The organism is Rhizobium mulingense (genome assembly GCF_029194105.1).
Taxonomy (GTDB): Bacteria; Pseudomonadota; Alphaproteobacteria; order Rhizobiales; family Rhizobiaceae; genus Rhizobium; species Rhizobium mulingense.
This window is the reverse complement of sequence record NZ_JARFVE010000002.1, coordinates 627,092-643,677: the sequence shown is the minus strand read 5'-3', so window position 1 is coordinate 643,677 and position 16,586 is coordinate 627,092. Positions and strand designations below refer to the sequence as shown.

Annotated in this window: 16 protein-coding genes; 7 read left to right on the top strand and 9 right to left on the bottom strand. The window is 62.9% G+C overall.

Going from position 1 to position 16,586, the window contains the following annotated elements; all coding sequences use genetic code 11:
- Positions 1–51: 51 nt before the first annotated feature.
- The gene (locus PYR71_RS03265) at positions 52–2,337 is read left to right on the top strand and encodes an NADP-dependent malic enzyme (RefSeq protein WP_275618198.1); all 2,286 of its coding nucleotides are present in this window, start codon (positions 52–54) and stop codon (positions 2,335–2,337) included.
- A 216-nt stretch (positions 2,338–2,553) separates the two neighbouring features.
- Here the strand turns inward: PYR71_RS03265 and olsB are convergent, their stop codons facing one another.
- From olsB to PYR71_RS03235, 6 genes are all read right to left on the bottom strand, one after another.
- Positions 2,554–3,432 carry a l-ornithine N(alpha)-acyltransferase gene (gene olsB, locus PYR71_RS03260; protein WP_275618197.1) on the bottom strand — a complete coding sequence of 293 codons (879 nt, stop codon included), beginning with the start codon at positions 3,430–3,432 and terminating at the stop codon, positions 2,554–2,556.
- A 109-nt stretch (positions 3,433–3,541) separates the two neighbouring features.
- Complete coding sequence (locus tag PYR71_RS03255) at positions 3,542–5,821, bottom strand: PAS domain-containing hybrid sensor histidine kinase/response regulator (RefSeq protein WP_275618196.1); 2,280 nt, start codon at positions 5,819–5,821, stop codon at positions 3,542–3,544.
- 55 nt (positions 5,822–5,876) lie between these two features.
- Positions 5,877–6,380, bottom strand: a complete 504-nt coding sequence (gene lspA / locus PYR71_RS03250; RefSeq protein WP_097579524.1) for a signal peptidase II — start codon at positions 6,378–6,380, stop codon at positions 5,877–5,879.
- Positions 6,377–7,237 carry a TrmH family RNA methyltransferase gene (locus PYR71_RS03245; RefSeq protein WP_183914152.1) on the bottom strand — a complete coding sequence of 287 codons (861 nt, stop codon included), beginning with the start codon at positions 7,235–7,237 and terminating at the stop codon, positions 6,377–6,379. The genes lspA and PYR71_RS03245 overlap by 4 nt, the downstream gene beginning before the upstream one ends.
- Positions 7,234–8,331 (bottom strand): class I SAM-dependent methyltransferase, encoded by a 1,098-nt coding sequence (locus tag PYR71_RS03240; protein WP_275618195.1) that lies wholly within the window; start codon positions 8,329–8,331, stop codon positions 7,234–7,236. The genes PYR71_RS03245 and PYR71_RS03240 overlap by 4 nt, the downstream gene beginning before the upstream one ends.
- A gap of 124 nt (positions 8,332–8,455) precedes the next feature.
- Positions 8,456–9,040: an NUDIX hydrolase gene (locus tag PYR71_RS03235; protein ID WP_275618194.1), complete on the bottom strand. Its 585-nt coding sequence runs from the start codon at positions 9,038–9,040 to the stop codon at positions 8,456–8,458.
- Positions 9,041–9,143: 103 nt separating this feature from the next.
- Here PYR71_RS03235 and PYR71_RS03230 point away from each other — a divergent pair, with 103 nt between their 5' ends.
- Complete coding sequence (locus PYR71_RS03230) at positions 9,144–9,599, top strand: SRPBCC family protein (protein WP_183779168.1); 456 nt, start codon at positions 9,144–9,146, stop codon at positions 9,597–9,599.
- A 63-nt stretch (positions 9,600–9,662) separates the two neighbouring features.
- Entirely contained in the window at positions 9,663–10,097 is a 435-nt protein-coding gene (locus tag PYR71_RS03225; RefSeq protein WP_275618455.1) for a GNAT family N-acetyltransferase, read from the top strand.
- A 29-nt stretch (positions 10,098–10,126) separates the two neighbouring features.
- Here the strand turns inward: PYR71_RS03225 and PYR71_RS03220 are convergent, their stop codons facing one another.
- The 3 genes from PYR71_RS03220 to sppA form a co-directional block, all read right to left on the bottom strand.
- Entirely contained in the window at positions 10,127–10,459 is a 333-nt protein-coding gene (locus tag PYR71_RS03220; protein WP_275618193.1) for a LapA family protein, read from the bottom strand.
- Positions 10,460–10,620: 161 nt separating this feature from the next.
- Entirely contained in the window at positions 10,621–10,920 is a 300-nt protein-coding gene (locus tag PYR71_RS03215) for an integration host factor subunit beta (RefSeq protein WP_003544934.1), read from the bottom strand.
- Positions 10,921–10,949: 29 nt separating this feature from the next.
- Positions 10,950–11,900, bottom strand: a complete 951-nt coding sequence (sppA, locus tag PYR71_RS03210) for a signal peptide peptidase SppA (protein WP_275618454.1) — start codon at positions 11,898–11,900, stop codon at positions 10,950–10,952.
- Positions 11,901–12,124: 224 nt separating this feature from the next.
- On the opposite strand from sppA, the gene lptC reads away from it, so the two are divergent.
- The 4 genes from lptC (at position 12,125) to rpoN (ending at position 16,011) form a co-directional block, all read left to right on the top strand.
- Positions 12,125–12,790, top strand: a complete 666-nt coding sequence (gene lptC, locus PYR71_RS03205; RefSeq protein ID WP_275618192.1) for an LPS export ABC transporter periplasmic protein LptC — start codon at positions 12,125–12,127, stop codon at positions 12,788–12,790.
- Between the two features lie 15 nt (positions 12,791–12,805).
- Positions 12,806–13,441: an LptA/OstA family protein gene (locus PYR71_RS03200; RefSeq protein ID WP_183914165.1), complete on the top strand. Its 636-nt coding sequence runs from the start codon at positions 12,806–12,808 to the stop codon at positions 13,439–13,441.
- Positions 13,442–13,481: 40 nt separating this feature from the next.
- On the top strand, positions 13,482–14,258 hold the full coding sequence (lptB, locus tag PYR71_RS03195; RefSeq protein ID WP_183914672.1) for an LPS export ABC transporter ATP-binding protein: 777 nt from the start codon (positions 13,482–13,484) through the stop codon (positions 14,256–14,258).
- Positions 14,259–14,451: 193 nt separating this feature from the next.
- On the top strand, positions 14,452–16,011 hold the full coding sequence (gene rpoN / locus PYR71_RS03190) for an RNA polymerase factor sigma-54 (RefSeq protein ID WP_275618191.1): 1,560 nt from the start codon (positions 14,452–14,454) through the stop codon (positions 16,009–16,011).
- The last annotated feature ends 575 nt before the right edge of the window (positions 16,012–16,586 follow it).

Genomic DNA, 16,586 nt, shown 5'->3' with positions numbered 1-16,586 from the left:
AACAGCATTTGAGGAAGAGCAAAGCGTCGCCCACAGGACGTTGGAGGATTTATGCCCGATATCGATAAGAAGGACCGGCCGGCGACATCAGTAACCGACCAGGAGGCGCTTGACTTTCATGCGATGGGCCGGCCCGGCAAGCTGGAGATCAACCCAACCAAGCCGATGGCAACGCAGCGCGATCTGTCGCTGGCCTATTCCCCGGGTGTCGCCGTGCCCGTCAAGGCAATCGCCGCTGATCCGCAGACGGCCTACGACTACACTGCGCGCGGCAACATGGTCGCGGTCATTTCCAACGGCACGGCGATCCTCGGCCTCGGCAATCTCGGCGCGCTTGCCTCGAAGCCCGTGATGGAAGGCAAGGCGGTCCTCTTCAAACGCTTCGCCGATGTCGATTCCATCGACCTCGAGATCGATACGGAAAATGTCGACGAGTTCATCAACTGCGTGCGCTTCCTCGGCCCCTCCTTCGGCGGTATCAACCTCGAGGATATCAAGGCGCCGGATTGCTTCGTCATCGAAAGCCGGCTGCGCGAGCTGATGGATATTCCGGTCTTCCATGACGACCAGCATGGCACGGCGATCATCGCCGCCGCCGGCCTGATCAATGCGTTGGAGCTGACCGGCCGCGACCTGAAGACGACCAAGCTCGTCTGCAACGGTGCGGGCGCGGCGGCGATCGCCTGCGTCGAGCTCATCAAGGCGATGGGCTTTGCCCCTGAAAACATCATCCTTTGCGACACCAAGGGCGTCATCTACCAGGGCCGCACCGAGGGCATGAACCAGTGGAAATCGGCGCATGCGGCAAAGACCGACGCCCGCAGGCTGGAAGATGCGATGAAAGGGGCCGACGTCATTTTCGGCTTGTCGCAGAAGGGCGCCTTCTCGGCCAAGATGATCCGCTCGATGGCGGATCGGCCGATCATCTTCGCCATGGCCAATCCCGATCCCGAAATTACCCCGGAAGAGGTGGCCCGCATTCGCGACGACGCCATCATGGCGACGGGCCGCTCGGACTATCCGAACCAGGTCAACAACGTCCTCGGCTTCCCCTATATCTTCCGCGGCGCGCTGGACGTGCGCGCCTCGACGATCAACGACGCGATGAAGATCGCCGCAGTCAAAGCGCTGGCCAATCTGGCCCGCGAGGATGTTCCCGATGATGTGGTCGCCGCCTATCAGGGCAACCGGCCGCGTTTCGGGGCGCAATATATCATCCCGGTTCCCTTCGATCCGCGGCTGATCTCGGCCATCCCCGTCGCGGTCGCCCAGGCCGCCATCGAAAGCGGCGTTGCCCGCAAGGTCATCACCGACATGGCCGGTTATGCCCGCGAGCTTTCGGCCCGCCGCGATCCGATCGCCTCGACGCTCGCCAGCCTCTATGAGCGTGTGCGCCGCCGGCCGAAGCGCATCGTCTTTGCCGAAGCCGAGGAAGAGCAGGTCCTGCGCGCCGCACTGTCCTATGCCAACCAGCAGCTAGGCACCGCTCTGCTGCTCGGCCGCGAGGACTTGATCCGGGCGACGGCGGAGCGCGCCGGCATCGATCTCAACCGCCCTGGCCTCGAGATCGTCAATGCCCGCATCTCTACCCGCGTCGAGGCCTATATCGATTACCTCTATGCCCGGCTGCAGCGGAAGGGTTATCTCCACCGCGATGCGCAGCGGCTGATTCACAACGATCGCAACCATTTCGCCGCCAGCATGGTGGCGCTCGGCGACGCCGACGGCATGGTGACGGGCATCACCCGCAACTATTCGACCGCGCTCGAGGATGTGCGCCGCTGCATCGACGAGAAGCCCGGCCACCGCGTCATCGGCGTGTCGCTGGCGCTCTGCCGCGGCCGCACCGTCTTCGTTGCCGATACCGCGGTGCACGACATGCCGAGCGCCGAAGAGCTTGCCGATATCGCCGAAGAGGCCGCCGGCCTCGCACGGCGCATGGGCTATCCGCCGCGTGTCGCGTTGCTCGCCTATTCCACCTTCGGCCATCCCTCCGGCGAACGTTCCGAGCGGGTCCGCGAGGCGGTGAAGATCCTCGACAGGCGCCGCGTCGATTTCGAATATGACGGCGAGATGGCCGCCGATGTCGCGCTGAACCGCAAGGTGATGGAGCAATATCCGTTCTGCCGCCTTTCCGGCCCCGCCAACGTGCTGGTCATGCCGGCCTTCCACTCGGCTTCGATCTCGACCAAGATGCTGCAGGAACTCGGCGGTTCGACGGTGATCGGCCCAATCCTCGTCGGCCTCGACAAGGCCGTGCAGATCACCTCGATGGGCGCCAAGGACAGCGATATCGTCAACATGGCGGCGATCGCTGCCTACGGGGCGGGTTCGTAAACCGGCCTCTGCCTCCAATTCGAGACGGCATTTAGCGCCCGGCCGGCAGCACGTCGGCCGGGCTGCGCCACTTTGGCCGTTTTGCGGCAATCTACCGGGCGGCCTATGGGGAGAACCCGTCGGACACGAGAAGGCGATCGGATCTATGAGGGCGCCGATCGGACAACCCGGCAGGTTTGCGCCAGGGCAGCATGCAGCAAGCTGGCCAGAGAAGGTCTAGCTCGCGAAGCGGCCGGCGTCGGCGCCGTAATAGTTCAGGTAGCGGTCGGAAATGCTGGAGATCGGCAGCACGATCAGCACGTCGGTCGTGTTGAAGGCGTGGTCGATGACTGCGCTGGAGCCGACCATTGCGCCGAGGCGCAGATAACCCTTGATGAGCGGCGGCAGGGCCATCAGCGCCCGCTTCGGGTTGACCGCCTCGACCGGCATCAGGTCCATGTTGCGGGCGAGATGCGGCAGTGCGCCGACGGCCCATTCATCCTTCGCCAGCACATTATGGTAGAGGAAGGACAGGGCGAGCGCATGGCTTTCCAGATAGACGCCGGGGAACGAGGCGCAGCCGAACATGGCGCTCATCCCGTGCTTCAGCGCATAGGCCCAGTTGCCCTGCCAGAGAAGCTCGACGGTGCGCTTGGTGCGGTATTCCGGCAGCACGCAGGAGCGGCCGAGCTCCATGAAGCGCTTGTCCGGATGCTTGGCGAGAAGCCCCTCGATCTCGAATTCGGAAGCCGAGTAAAAACCGCCATTGGCCATGGCGACATCCTGGCGCAGCAGCCGATAGGTGCCGACGATCTGGTCTTCAGAATCGCCCTCGATCGCACGGTCGAGAACAAGCAGATGATCGCAGAAGGCATCATAGGCGTCGACATCACGCTGGCGGCGCATGGCGTCGAGCGGCAGCTGTGCCTTCATTTCGTCGACGAAGACGCGGTAGCGCACTGCCTGGGCGGCGTCGATCTCGCGCGCCGTGCGGGCAAGGCGCGTTTCCAGATTGCCGATGCGGCCAAGGATCTCGCCGTCCTTCTGCGCAGCAGCCGTCGACGGCCGTGCAGCCTCGGCTGTGACGTCACGATTGAGAATGTCGATGGAGGACATGGCGATTCTCCGGTTGCCGGCTTATCGACGCCATAAAACACTTCTGTACGACAGGAAAGTGACATATTGCATTTCCCGAGGCAAGACGCGTACCGGTCCCCACGGGGCTCTATCGTGCCTCTGCCCGGCGGGCGGAAAGTGCTGCTACCGCCTGAACTTCGGTCAGCAGCCGCAGCGGGTCGACCGGCTTCACCATGACCCGGTTGGCGCCGTTGAGCAAGACCTGGCGGCGCGATTCATCGCTCTTGTCGGCGGTCAGCACGATCACCGGCACGGGCGCAAGATCGAGCCGCCGTTCGTGACCGCGCAGCCGTGCCAGCATGTCGATGCCATTGCCGCCCGGCATCGACAGATCGCTGATGATGATGTCGGGGCGGGTATCGGCCTCGCCGAGGGCGCAATCGAGCAGCGTCTCGAAATCTTCGACATGACGCACCTTGTGGCCGCCTTTTTCCAGGACGACGCGCACCAGCATGGCGTTGATCGGATCGTCCTCACCGAGCAGGATGCTGAGCCCGCTCGCCGCCACCCTCGCCTCCGCCACCGAAAGCCCGAAGCCCGGCTGGTTGTCGTTCAGCGCGTCGCGCTTTTCCATGCCGCGCATGCGCCCGCGCAGCACATCGATCAGCGACTGTTCGCGCAGCGGCCGGATGAGCCAGGCATCGAACAGGTCGAGCGGATGGGCGCTGCGTTCTTCAGGGTTGACGAGCAGAACCTTGCGCAGGCCGAGCGCGGCGATTTCGGCGCGGTCGGCAAGGTGAGTGGAAAATTCCGCCGACATGCGGTGGTCGACGATGATATCGGTCGGCCGGCCGCCGCCATTGGCCATGCCGAGCAGCTTTTCCCGCGCCGTCTCGCCGTCACCGACGAGATGGCAGACCCCGCCGAGCGCGGTGATGGTCTCGGCGATGGCGGTGCGCGCCGCCCCTGCCGGCGCCAAGAGCACGACGCTGTTGCCGGCAAGCAGCGTGTTTCGCCGGTCGGGCCGTTCGCTGCCGATCTCGACGGGAAAGCGGATGGTGAATTCGCTGCCGAGGCCCTTTTCGCTGGCAACCGTCAATGCGCCGCCGAATTCGCGCATGATGCGCGCCGAGATTGCAAGGCCGAGCCCGGTGCCGCTGCTCTTGTCGGCGACGGTGCCGCCCTGCTCGAACTCGCCGAAGACGCGCGCCTGCTCCTCCGCCGTCATGCCGGGACCGCTATCGGCCACGGTGATCAACAGGTTGCCGGCGTCAAGCGAGACGCGGATGAAGACGCCGCCGACCTGAGTGAACTTCACGGCGTTGCCAATGACGTTGAACAGAACCTGGCGCAGCCGCGCCGGATCGAAGCTCATCTGCTCCGGCACGTCGGATGACACGGTGGCGCCGATTTCGATACCCTTTTCGTGCGCCCGGTGGGCGAGCATCTCGACGACGCTCTCGAGCAGCTTGCGCAGGGATTCGGAGCGCGGGTGCAGCTCGAAGCGGCCGACCTCGATGGTGGAGAAATCGAGCAGATCTTCGACGAGCTGCGTCAGCGCGTGGCCGGATTGGCGGATATTGGTCAGATAATTCTGCTGTTCCTGCGTCAGCCGCGTCTCCGCGAGCAGATGGGTCATGCCGAGGATGCCGGAAAGCGGCGTGCGCACTTCGTGGCTGACGGTGGCGAGCAGCCTGGATTTGGCGGCGCTGTTATATTCGGCCTTCTGGCGGGCCTCCTCGCGGCTCTGCGCGATCAGCCGCTCTTCGGTGACGTCGCGGGCAACGCTCTGCAGCAACAGGCGGCCGTTCGCAGGATCGCGGGTGACGACGTCGCGCCAGACGAAAATGCGCTGGCCTTCCGGTGTCGAGATTTCGACATCGTAGCAATGTGGGATCGGACCGGGACGGAAGGCGAGGCCGATCTCCTCGCAACTGCGTCCTTCCGGATGCAGCCGTCCGGTCAGACGGCGAAACGTATCGTTGGCGGAGATGATGCGCCGGTCCATGGTGCGGCCGACCGTGATGTCGCCGAGCACGTCGTGCACGTCGGCGAACAGCTTTGTGCCGTCGTTGCGCTCCGGCAGCGATTGGCCGCCCGGCTTGTTTGCCCCCCGCCGGCGGATCGTCAGGACGAGGTAACCGGCAAGCACCGCCAGGCCGAGAACGACAAGCCCGCCCGGCAGCAGCAACGGATGGCCGGCATGGGCAAGCAGCATGAGGATCGTTGCGGCAAGCAGGCCGGCGCCGCGCAGCCAGTAGAACAGCAGGCGCCGTGTCGGGTCGGGCGCCTGGCGCTGATTGGCTTCCGCATGTGCGCTTGCATGTGGTCGCAGGGAGGGCTGCCCCATCCGCTCCTGATGCGGCGTGGTGGCGGGTCCGCCGAAGGCGGCGGACAATCTTTCCTGCAACTGTCCCAGGTTGTGCATGCTATCTGGCTAACATGAGGCCCCTTCCGAATGCCTTCAGGAATTCGATAAGATTTTAGCGGCCGGCCTTTTTCGGCAGCAACAGCTCGTCGAGAATGACGCAAGCCGCGCCGATGGTGATGAAACTGTCGGCGAGATTGAAGACCGCGAAGGACCAGCTTTCGGTATAAAAGAGGATGTAGTCGATCACATGCCCGTAGGCGAAGCGGTCGACCAGATTGCCGATCGCGCCGGCGATGATCAGCGCGTAACCGAGATGAGCGAGCCAGCGATCTTTGGCGGTGCGGTACCACAGCCAGATGACGAAGGCGACGATGATGAGCCGCATGCCTACGATGAACCAGCCGTCCATGCCCGACAGCATCGAAAAGGCGACGCCGAGATTATAGGTGCGGTAGAGCGCCAACATCGGAAGAACCGGCACGGCTTCTTGCAGCGGCAGGTAATGGTCGACGGCGATCTTGACGATCTGGTCGATGAGAACGGCGGCGACGATGAAGAAGAGGATCGGCGCTGGGCGCGCAAAGAGCGCGGGGCGTGCATGCGTCTGTTCGGTCATTTGCCCTCGGCAAGTGAGAGGAGATGGCGGCGCACCTCGAAAAGCATGATGGCGGTGGCGACGGCGAGGTTTAAGGAATCGGCGCGGCCCTGCTGCGGAATGCGGGCAAGCGCGTCGGCCTCTTTGGCGAGTTGCTCGGGGAGGCCGGATTGCTCGTTGCCCATCAAGAGCACGATCGGCTTCTTCCGGTAGTCGATCGTGCGGTAATCGACCGCGCCGGCAAGATGGGTGGCGACAATGGAAACGCCGGCCGATTTCCGCCAGGCGAGAAATTCCTCCGGCGTTGCGCGTGCGACCGGCACGGCAAAGACCGAGCCCATGGTGGCGCGCACGGTCTCGAGCGAAAAGGGATCGGTTGCCTCTCCGACCAGAATGACGCCGGAAGCCCCGGCCGCATCGGCCGTGCGAATGATGGTGCCGAGATTGCCGGGGTCGCGAACGCGGTCGAGCGCCACCCAGGTCTCGCCCTCTTTCGGCCGGATGTCCTTGAGCGGTTTCCAGCGCTGGTCGAAGATGCCGACGACCATCTGCGGGTTGTCGCGCCGGGTGATCGCGGCAATTACCTTTTCGCTGACTTCGAGCACCAGCCCGCCCGAGGCGACGGTCTTGGCCGCCATCTGCTCGACCAGCGGCTTGCCCTTGGCGGCCTTGGCATAGACCAGCGTGCGGATCGTCCAGCCGAGTTCGATCGCATCGATGACGAGCTTCAGCCCTTCGGCGAGGAAAGTCCCGCTTTCCTCCCGCGACTTCTTGTTCGTCAGCGCCTTGATGTCCTTGATGATCGGATTGGCAAGCGAGGTGACTTCCTTCACCTGTCCGACCCTACGCGGTCCCTGATCGTGGAAGTCCTTGCTCATTTCGGCACCCAGCGGGAAAAGAGGGAGGTGGAAAGGGCGCGGCCCGGCGTCTTGCCGTCGAGGCCGGCTTCGCGGATGACCAGCTCGCCGGATTCGACCACGCCGCCGGCGCCCCGCATGGTCTCGCGCATCAGCTCGTGGATCGAATAGAAGCTGGCGCGGATCGAATAGGCGGTCAGCACCAGGCCGACGGCCTGCGGCGACAGGATCTCGCGGCAGACATCGAGCATCAACGGCAGATGCTCGAAAAGATGCCAGACTTCGCCGTTCGGGCCGCGGCCAAATTTCGGCGGATCGGTGAGGATGATGTCGTACTGGCTGCCGCGGCGTTCCTCGCGCAGGATGAATTTCATCGCGTCTTCGCAGATCCAGCGGATCGGCAGCTTCTCCATGCGCCCGAGCGCCTGGTTTTCCCGCGCCCAGCCGATCGCTTTCTTCGAGGCGTCGACATGGGTGACTTCGGCGCCGGCTGCGGCGGCAACCAGCGAGGCGACGCCGGTATAGCCGAAAAGGTTCAGCACCTTCAGCGGCCGGCCGGCCCTTTCGACCTGCTCCTTCATCCAGCTCCAGTGCACGATCTGCTCGGGGAAGACGCCGACATGACGGAAAGAGGTGAAACGGCCGAGGAAATCGACGCCGAGCAGGTTGAGCGGCCAGGTCTCTCCCAGCGCCTCCTTCGGGAAGCGCCAGCGGCCGCTGCCTTCCTCGTCGGTATCGCCGGTGAAGACGGCATCGACCTTTTCCCAGACATGCGAGGGCAGCGACGGTCGCCACAACGCTTGGGCCTCGGGACGGATGATACGGTAGGGACCGTATTGCTCAAGCTTTTCGCCGTTGCCGCTGTCGATCAGGTGGAAGTCGCCGGCCCCGAGCGATTCGAGGATCACGGGCACGCGCTCAGCCGGGCGCTCGCCGCTCCGCGTCATCAGCGGCCGTTCGGGCGCGGCAGGCACGGCAGCCTCGCGCACCGTCTCGCGGGCAGCCGCAGGCAGCGCGACCGGCTTCGGCGGCCGGCCGACCCGGTCGTCCCTGCGGCTTTCCCCGGAAGGACCTGATGTCTTCTTCTGGCCCGGCCGGCGTTCTCTTTGTTTCAACGTGTTCTTCCGCGTGTCTGTCGGGAGATGGTGAGAGCGTCTGCATCTTCTGCAGCGCCCTTTGAATTATGCAGTAGCCCAGAAAAGCGTGCCGGATCAACTGCGCGCCGGCGCGGAATTTATTTCAAGCCTCCGATGACCGCCGGCGAAGCCAGCTTTCCGCCGCATAAAGGGCTGCGACATGCATCGACTGCATGATGACCGCGCCGGACTGCAGGTCGCCGAGGAGGGCGGCAAGATCCTCAAACAACAGCTCGACCTTCTCGCCCGGGTCGAAACGCGGTTCACCGGCTCGGCTGAGGTCGAGTGCCAGCCAGCTCGTCACCGCGTTGCTGTGGCTTGCTGCATTCGGGTAGGAGGTGAGCAGCTTGACGAAGGTCGAGGCTTCATAGCCGGTCTCCTCCCGTAGTTCGCGCCGGGCTGCCGCCATCGCCGCATCGCCGGTCTCGCTGTCGCCGCGCTCGACACCGCCGGCGACGAGCCCGTGGATGATCTCGCCGCGTCCATGCCGGTATTCCCGCGTCAGCAGCACGCGGCCGTCGGGCATGACAGGCACGACGTTGATCCAGTCGGGATAGTCGAGCACATGGAAGGGCGCGACGACGGTCCCATCGGCGGTGACGCAATCGTCGCTTCGCAGCCGGATCCAGCGGTCCTCATAGGTGATGCGGCTTGCCGTCACGCTCCACGGCCTCAATTCGTCACTCATCGCCAATTCCTTGCACCGGAACGAGCGGGATAACATTCCTCTCCGCCTGGCAAAAGCCTTTCCCGCTGGGATAAAGTGAGCGAATCGGAGATGGGGTTATCGAATGGATTTCACCGGCGAAGAACGCATCGCCGCGCCGCGGGACGTCGTCTGGGCAGCGCTCAACGATCCCGAGATCATGCGCGGCTGCATTCCAGGCTGCCAGGCCATCGAGCGGCTGTCGCCGGATACCTTCGAGGCGACGATCAAGGTCAAGTTCAGCCTGCTGTCGGCTACCTTTCATGGGCTGCTGACACTGTCCAATGTGGATGCGCCGAACAGCTACACGCTGTCGGCCGAAGGCAAGGGTGGTCTTGCCGGCTTTGCCAAAGGAGCCGCCGATATCGTGCTCGAAGAAAGCGGTGCCGAGACCATCCTGCATTATCGGGCAAAAGCCGAGCTCGGCGGCAGGCTTGCCCAGTTCGGCGCACGCCTGCTCGATGCGACCTCGCAGAGGCTCGCCGAAGGGTTCTTTTCGGATTTCAATGCCGCCGTCGTCGCGAAGATGGCGGCTGGCTGATCCGGGCCCGACGCCACGCGCTTTGGGCTTGGCGCGGGTTGGGCCATGGGTTACATCCACGTCATGACGTGGACAATCAGGCCGCCGCGGGCGGAAGACCAGGAAATGCTCGCGGAGATTTATCTTTCCGTGCGCCGCGAAACATTCGTCTGGGTCGATCCCGGCAAATTCCACCGCGAAGACTTCGCCGCCCATACGAATGGCGAGACGGTCTTCGTCTGCGAGCATGAAAACGGCGGAGTAGCCGGCTTCCTGTCGCTCTGGCCGGCCGATGATTTCATCCACATGCTCTATATCAGCCCGGACTTCCAGGGCTTTGGCGCCGGTACGGCGCTGCTGCAGGCGCTGCCGGAATGGCCGCAACACCGCTATCGGCTGAAGTGCCTGGTGAAGAACCGGCGGGCGAAGGCTTTCTACCTCGGCCACGGTTTTCGCGTGACCGGCAACGGCACGTCGCCGGAGGGCGACTATGAGGAACTGAGCTTTCTTCCGGTCTGACCGGCGAGCGTCGTCGAAACCGAGCCGCTTTACCGTGCCGGCAGCTGTCCGGCGATTTCCTCGGCGTGGCTCTTGTGGCGGTCGGCCTCGCCCTGCCAGCGGATGGCTTCCTTGGCCTCGGTGCGGGCGCGCTTGCGGTGTTTGCCCTGGCTGAACCAGGTGGCGGCCGAGCCGATCAGCATGCCTGAAATCACCGCGATGAACAGGAAAACGAAGAAGGGCGCGGAGACCGCAAGCACCTGATCGTCAGGCCGGAACGGATTTAAGGCGAGCGTGACGCTCTGCCGGTTGGCAACGCAGAAGACGATGAGAATGACGCCGAGCGGCAGCAGAATCAAGAGGTTGACGATCTTCTTGGCCATTGGGGTCTCCACGCGTCGGACGGCGCCGCTCTCTTCGAATGGCGCATTGTATCTACGCATCGGCCCGAAAATCGATTCCGATTTTCGGGCCGATGCGCTAACAGAATAGGAAAACCGAGTTCAAGTTCAAGTGCGGTTTCGCCGCAGGCCGGTTGCGCCGCTCAATCCTCTTCGTCGGCCTGGCCGGGATTGAGCCGCTCGCGCAGTTCCTTGCCGGTCTTGAAGAAGGGAACCCACTTCTCCTCGACGAAGACGGTATCGCCGGTGCGCGGATTGCGGCCGGAGCGGGAAGGGCGGTTCTTGACCGAAAACGCGCCGAAGCCGCGCAATTCGACGCGGTTGCCCGCAGCCAGTGCATCGGTGATCTCGTCGAGAACCGCGTTGACGATATTTTCGACGTCGCGATGATAGAGATGCGGGTTGCGTGCCGCAACAATCTGCACCAGTTCGGACTTGATCACAGTCGCCCCCTTAAATTATTGATTTCTTATCAATCGTGGCCAACCTGCCAAACTGAAAGCAGCCCGTCAAGAAGCAACTTTGGGGGCAGGATTCCATTGATATCCTGGCCTTTGACGACATCCTCATAACCGAGGATCGTAATCAGCCGCGAAACAGCCCCAGCGAGCAGAAACGGCGTGTTGCTCTTCTTGTCCCAGTCGACCATCGGCAGATCGGCGTCGACCCCGCGCGATTTAAGATAGGCACGGATTTCGGGATCGCCGCCGATCGTATCGACGAGTTTCGCCTCGAGCGCCTGCCGTCCGGTATAGATCGTGCCGTCGGCGAGCTTCAGCACCTCTTCACGCGGAAGCTTGCGCCGGTCGGCCACGAGGTCAACGAACCAGTTGTAGCTGTCGAGCACCATATTGCGGATCATCGCCTTGGCCTCCTCGCTCGCCTCGTGGAATGGCGAGGGCTCGGCCTTCAGCGGCGAGGATTTGATCTCCTGCAGCGAGACGCCGATCTTGTCGAGCAACGGCTGGATCTGCGGATACTGAAAGATGACGCCGATCGAGCCGGTGATCGAGCTGTCGCCGGCAATGATCGTATCGCCGGCAGTGGCAATCATGTAGCCGGCCGAAGCGGCCAGCGTGCGCACGTCCGAGACCACGGGCTTCTTGGCCGAAATGGCACGGATCGCCTTGAAGATTTTCTCGCCGCCATAGGTCGTGCCGCCGGGCGAGGAGATCGAAATCACCGCTGCCTTCACCTGATCGCTGGTCTCGACCTTCTTCAGCCGCTCCAGTAGCTCGTCGTCGTCGACGATCAGCCCGGATATCGTCACATGAGCGATATGCGGGCGTTCGGTTCCGGCACCGCCGAAGGCGAAGCCATAGAAGGCCAGACCAAGCGCCACCACGAGGGCCACTGCGACGATGCGCCAGAAGCCGAGCTTGCGGCGCAGCCGCCGGCGATCGGCGATGATCGAACTGTCCATGAGATACCTCCAGCGCTGGCCCGGCGTCGGCATGGCGCCGATCGATCCGGTGAAATAGGTGGCAGCGGCGCGTACGAATGCCACTTTTTGATGTTTTTCCGTTTTGTTGCTTGTTGCAGAAAAAATTCCATATTGGCAAGCCAATGTAATAATGCGAAACGAACTGTGATTGGCGGCCGGCTTTGTTATAAGGCGCGGCAATCACCGCAGATGGAACGAGACCTATGCTCGATACCCTGAAGAACAACGGAAATGACGCTTATGCGGGCTCCGGCAGGAGCGCCTATGGCGATGCGTTGTTCCATTCCGCCCGCGTGCGGCGGCTGAAGATTCTGCTGCCTGTGGCCGCCCTCATCGTCGCCGCTGGCCTCGCGGCGGTGGCGCTTGTCAGCATCTACCTGCCCGAAAACGTCAAGTTCGAAGGTGCCAAGATCGAGAACGGCAAGGTCGTGATGGAGAAGCCGGCGATCGCGGGCCGCAATTCCGACGGCATCAACTATTCGATGCTCGCCGAACGGGCGTTGCAGGATATCCGCAATCCCGATCTCATCACGCTGGAGACCATCAAGGCGGCCGTGCCGATGAATGACGGCCTGATCGCCCGCGTCGTCGCCTCGACCGCCGATTACAACCGCGCCACCGACAATCTGCATATGACGGCCCCCTTCACCCTGGTGCTGAGCAGCGGCCTCAATGCGCAATTCCAGTCCGCCCGGCTCGACATCAAGGGCGGCAACATGCGCAGCGACGACCCCGTCACCATCACCAAGGACAATGCTTCCATTGTTGCGAAGACGCTTGAGATAACAGATAAGGGGCGGGTGATCACATTCGAGGGGAATGTTCGCATGAATGTCGATCCATCCACCATCCATAAACAGGGCACCTAACCAGCCGGGTCATCCATGACAAAAGATTGTCGCATTTCAGCTTGCAAGACGGGCGTAGCATTCATTGCCGGCGCGTTTGCCCTTATCCTGACGGCCTCGGGCGCCGGCGCGCAGCAGGCGACGGCGATGTCGGGGATGAAGCTTTCCAACGACCAGCCAATCCAGATCGAAAGCGACAAGCTCGAGATCCATGACCAGGAGCACACCGCCCTCTTCACCGGCAATGTCAAGGTCGTCCAGGGAACGACGACGATGCAGTCTGGCAAGATGACCGTCTATTATAAGGATAAGGCGGCAAAGCCGGGCGCCGATGGGGCTCAGCCCGCCGCCCAGCCGGAAAAGTCTGCCTCGCTCGCATCGGGGAGTGCCGACATCGACAAGATCCTGGTGACCGACAAGGTCCTGCTGACCTCGGGCACGCAGACGGCGACCGCCGATGACGGCAATTTCGACATGGCCTCGCAGACATTCATCCTGACGGCGGATCAGGGCAATAAGGTTATTCTGTCGGATGGGCCGAACGTCTTTACCGGGTGCAAACTGACCGTTCACATGCAATCCGGCCAGGCGGAGCTTGAAAGCTGCGGCGGGCGTGTCCAGATTCAGCTCGATCCGAAATCGCAGCCGAATGCGCAGCAGAAGCAGAACTGAGAAGCCGGCCTCCCACGTGAAATTATCATCGCTATCCACAATGTTCGGCCAGCCCGAGCCACAAGCTGCGGGTGCCGCCGACAAGAGTCGCTATCAGGGAACGCTGATCGCCCGTGGTCTGACGAAGACCTATGCGACGCGACGCGTCGTCAACGGCGTTTCGCTGGTGGTGCGCCGTGGCGAGGCCGTCGGCCTGCTCGGTCCGAACGGTGCGGGCAAGACGACCTGTTTTTACATGATCACCGGCCTTGTGCCGGTGGATGAAGGCACCATCGAAATCGACGGCAACGACGTGACGACCATGCCGATGTATCGCCGCTCCCGCCTCGGCGTCGGTTACCTTCCGCAGGAAGCCTCGATCTTTCGCGGGCTGACGGTGGAAGAAAATATCCGCGCCGTTCTCGAAGTGCATGTCAAGGACAAGGCTGATCGCGAGCAGAAGCTGAACGAGCTGCTGGAGGAATTTCATATCCAGAAGCTCAGAAAGAGTGCCGCCGTCGCTCTTTCCGGCGGCGAGCGCCGCCGTCTCGAAATCGCCCGTGCGCTGGCGACCGACCCGACCTTCATGCTGCTCGACGAGCCCTTTGCCGGTGTCGACCCGATCTCGGTCGCCGACATCCAGAATCTCGTCCATCATCTGACGGCGCGCGGCATCGGTGTTCTCATCACCGACCATAATGTTCGCGAGACGCTCGGTCTCATCGACCGCGCCTACATCATTCATGCCGGCGAAGTGCTGACCCATGGCCGGGCGAACGATATCGTCAACAATCCGGAAGTGCGCCGGCTCTATCTCGGCGACAATTTCAGCCTCTGAGGCCGGATCAGGCTGATTTTCGAGCAAATCGGAATCCGTCATGCTCCCGTCGGCGCGGAAATTCACCTTGCCGCTTAGTTCCGCTTGACCAAATGAGATAAAAAAGCAATTTTTGGGCCAACTTGGTTTCCGTGGCCTGAGGCGTTAACTGGACGCGGTTCCCGGAGGAATTGAGGGGAGTTTCGCGTCCGTCATGGCACTGTCCGCCAATCTTTTCCTGCGCCAGAGCCAGTCCCTGGTGATGACACCGCAACTGATGCAATCCATCCAGTTGCTGCAGATGACGCATTTCGAGCTCAGCCAGTTCATCGCCCAGGAAGTGGAAAAGAACCCCCTGCTCGAATTCCCGTCAAACGACGGCGAGGCGGGCGACGAACGCGGTGGCGGTGAAGACGAGCAGTTTGGCCAGCCGCCGGAGGATGCCGGCTCGGACGACGGCGCCGACAATCGCGCCGAGGCGCTCTCCAGCGACTGGTACGACAATGGCGGCAGCGAAAGCACCGGCCGGCTGAACGACGAGCTCGACGCCAATTATACCAATGTCTTTCCCGACGACGGCGCCCCGCAGCGCCTCGATGCGCCGGAGCTTGTCGGCCAGTGGAAGTCGATGCCGGGCAGCGCCGAGGGCGCCGATTACGATCTCGACGATTTCGTCGCCGGCCAGCTGTCGCTGCGCGACCACCTCGCTCAGCAGATCCCCTTCGTCCTGCCCGATATGACCGACCGGCTGATCGCGCAGAATTTCGTCGATCAGCTCGACGATGCCGGTTATCTGCAGACTGATCTCGTAGAGATAGGCGAGCGGCTCGGCACGAGCCTGCCGCAGGTCGAACACGTTCTTGCCGCGCTCCAGACGCTCGATCCGCCGGGTGTTTTCGCCCGCAGCCTCGCTGAGTGCCTGGCGATCCAGCTCAGGCAGAAGGACCGCTACGACCCTGCCATGCAAGCGCTGGTCGACAATCTCGAACTGCTGGCGCGGCGCGATTTCGCCACGCTGAAGCGGCTTTGCGGTGTCGATGAGGAAGACCTCCTCGACATGCTCTCCGAGATTCGCCAGCTCAATCCGAAGCCCGGCAGCGGTTTCGAGGCGGGTATTTCCGAAGCGATCATGCCCGATGTCGTCGTCAGGCCGTCGGCAGACGGCGGCTGGCTGGTCGAGCTCAATCCGGATACGCTGCCGCGCGTGCTGGTCAACCAGTCCTATTTTTCGCGCGTGGCCAGGAACGGTGAGGATTATGCCTTCCTTTCCGAGTGCCTGCAGAGCGCCAACTGGCTGACGCGCAGCTTGGACCAGCGGGCGAAAACCATCATGAAGGTGGCAAGCGAAATCGTCCGCCAGCAGGATGCCTTCCTGCTCAACGGCGTCGACCACCTGCGGCCGTTGAACCTGAAGACAGTGGCCGAGGCGATCAAGATGCACGAATCCACCGTCAGCCGCGTCACCTCGAACAAATACATGCTGACGCCGCGCGGCCTCTTCGAGCTTAAATATTTCTTCACCGTGTCGATCAGCGCCGTGGAAGGCGGCGACAGCCATTCGGCCGAGGCCGTACGTCACAAGATCCGCGCCCTCATCATGCAGGAGAGCCCGGACGCGGTGCTCTCCGATGACGATATCGTCGATATGCTGAAGAAGGGCGGCATCGATCTCGCCCGCCGCACCGTGGCGAAATACCGGGAAGCGATGAATATCGCCTCCTCGGTCCAGCGCCGCCGCGAGAAGCGGGCGCTCGCCAAGGTCGCGGGCTTCTGACGCGGGTCTCATCCAGGCGCCGGGTTCGACCGCATCTCCAGCCATACCAGGTGTCACCACGCCGCTGTCCGGCTAAACTTGGTGGACTTGCTGCACGGTGTTAATTCTACTGCGTATCAGACGGTTCTCGGCGCTTTGGACAATTCAAGAGATCGCCGCCCGCCACTAGCCGGATCGAGCCGCGGACCTCGACCCCGGCAGGTTAGTGTGAGGGGCAGCCGTCGACGCCAACCGGACAGTAGTGGTGTCACCGCAATAAAGATAGCCGCAAGGCAGCACAGCTTAAGCGCGAAGCATTGAAAGCCATCGAAGCGGGGATCGTCAGGAGCGCTTGTCGGCAAGGAATCCTCCGCACGTTTCCCGCGCATCTCCGAAGGCCATTTTCCGCCCTATTGACTTTTCGGTAAGCTCTGGCTAGAAGCCCGCCGCAATCGACGCCGTGAGCGCTTTTAAAAGTTATCCCCATCATCCCAAGGGCACCGAGGACCCGCAGGCCCACGCCGATCTTGCTTGAGATTGCGCGAAGTGCTTGGATGAACCTGAGGCTTGGCGTAAACTGATACCCGCAAACGACC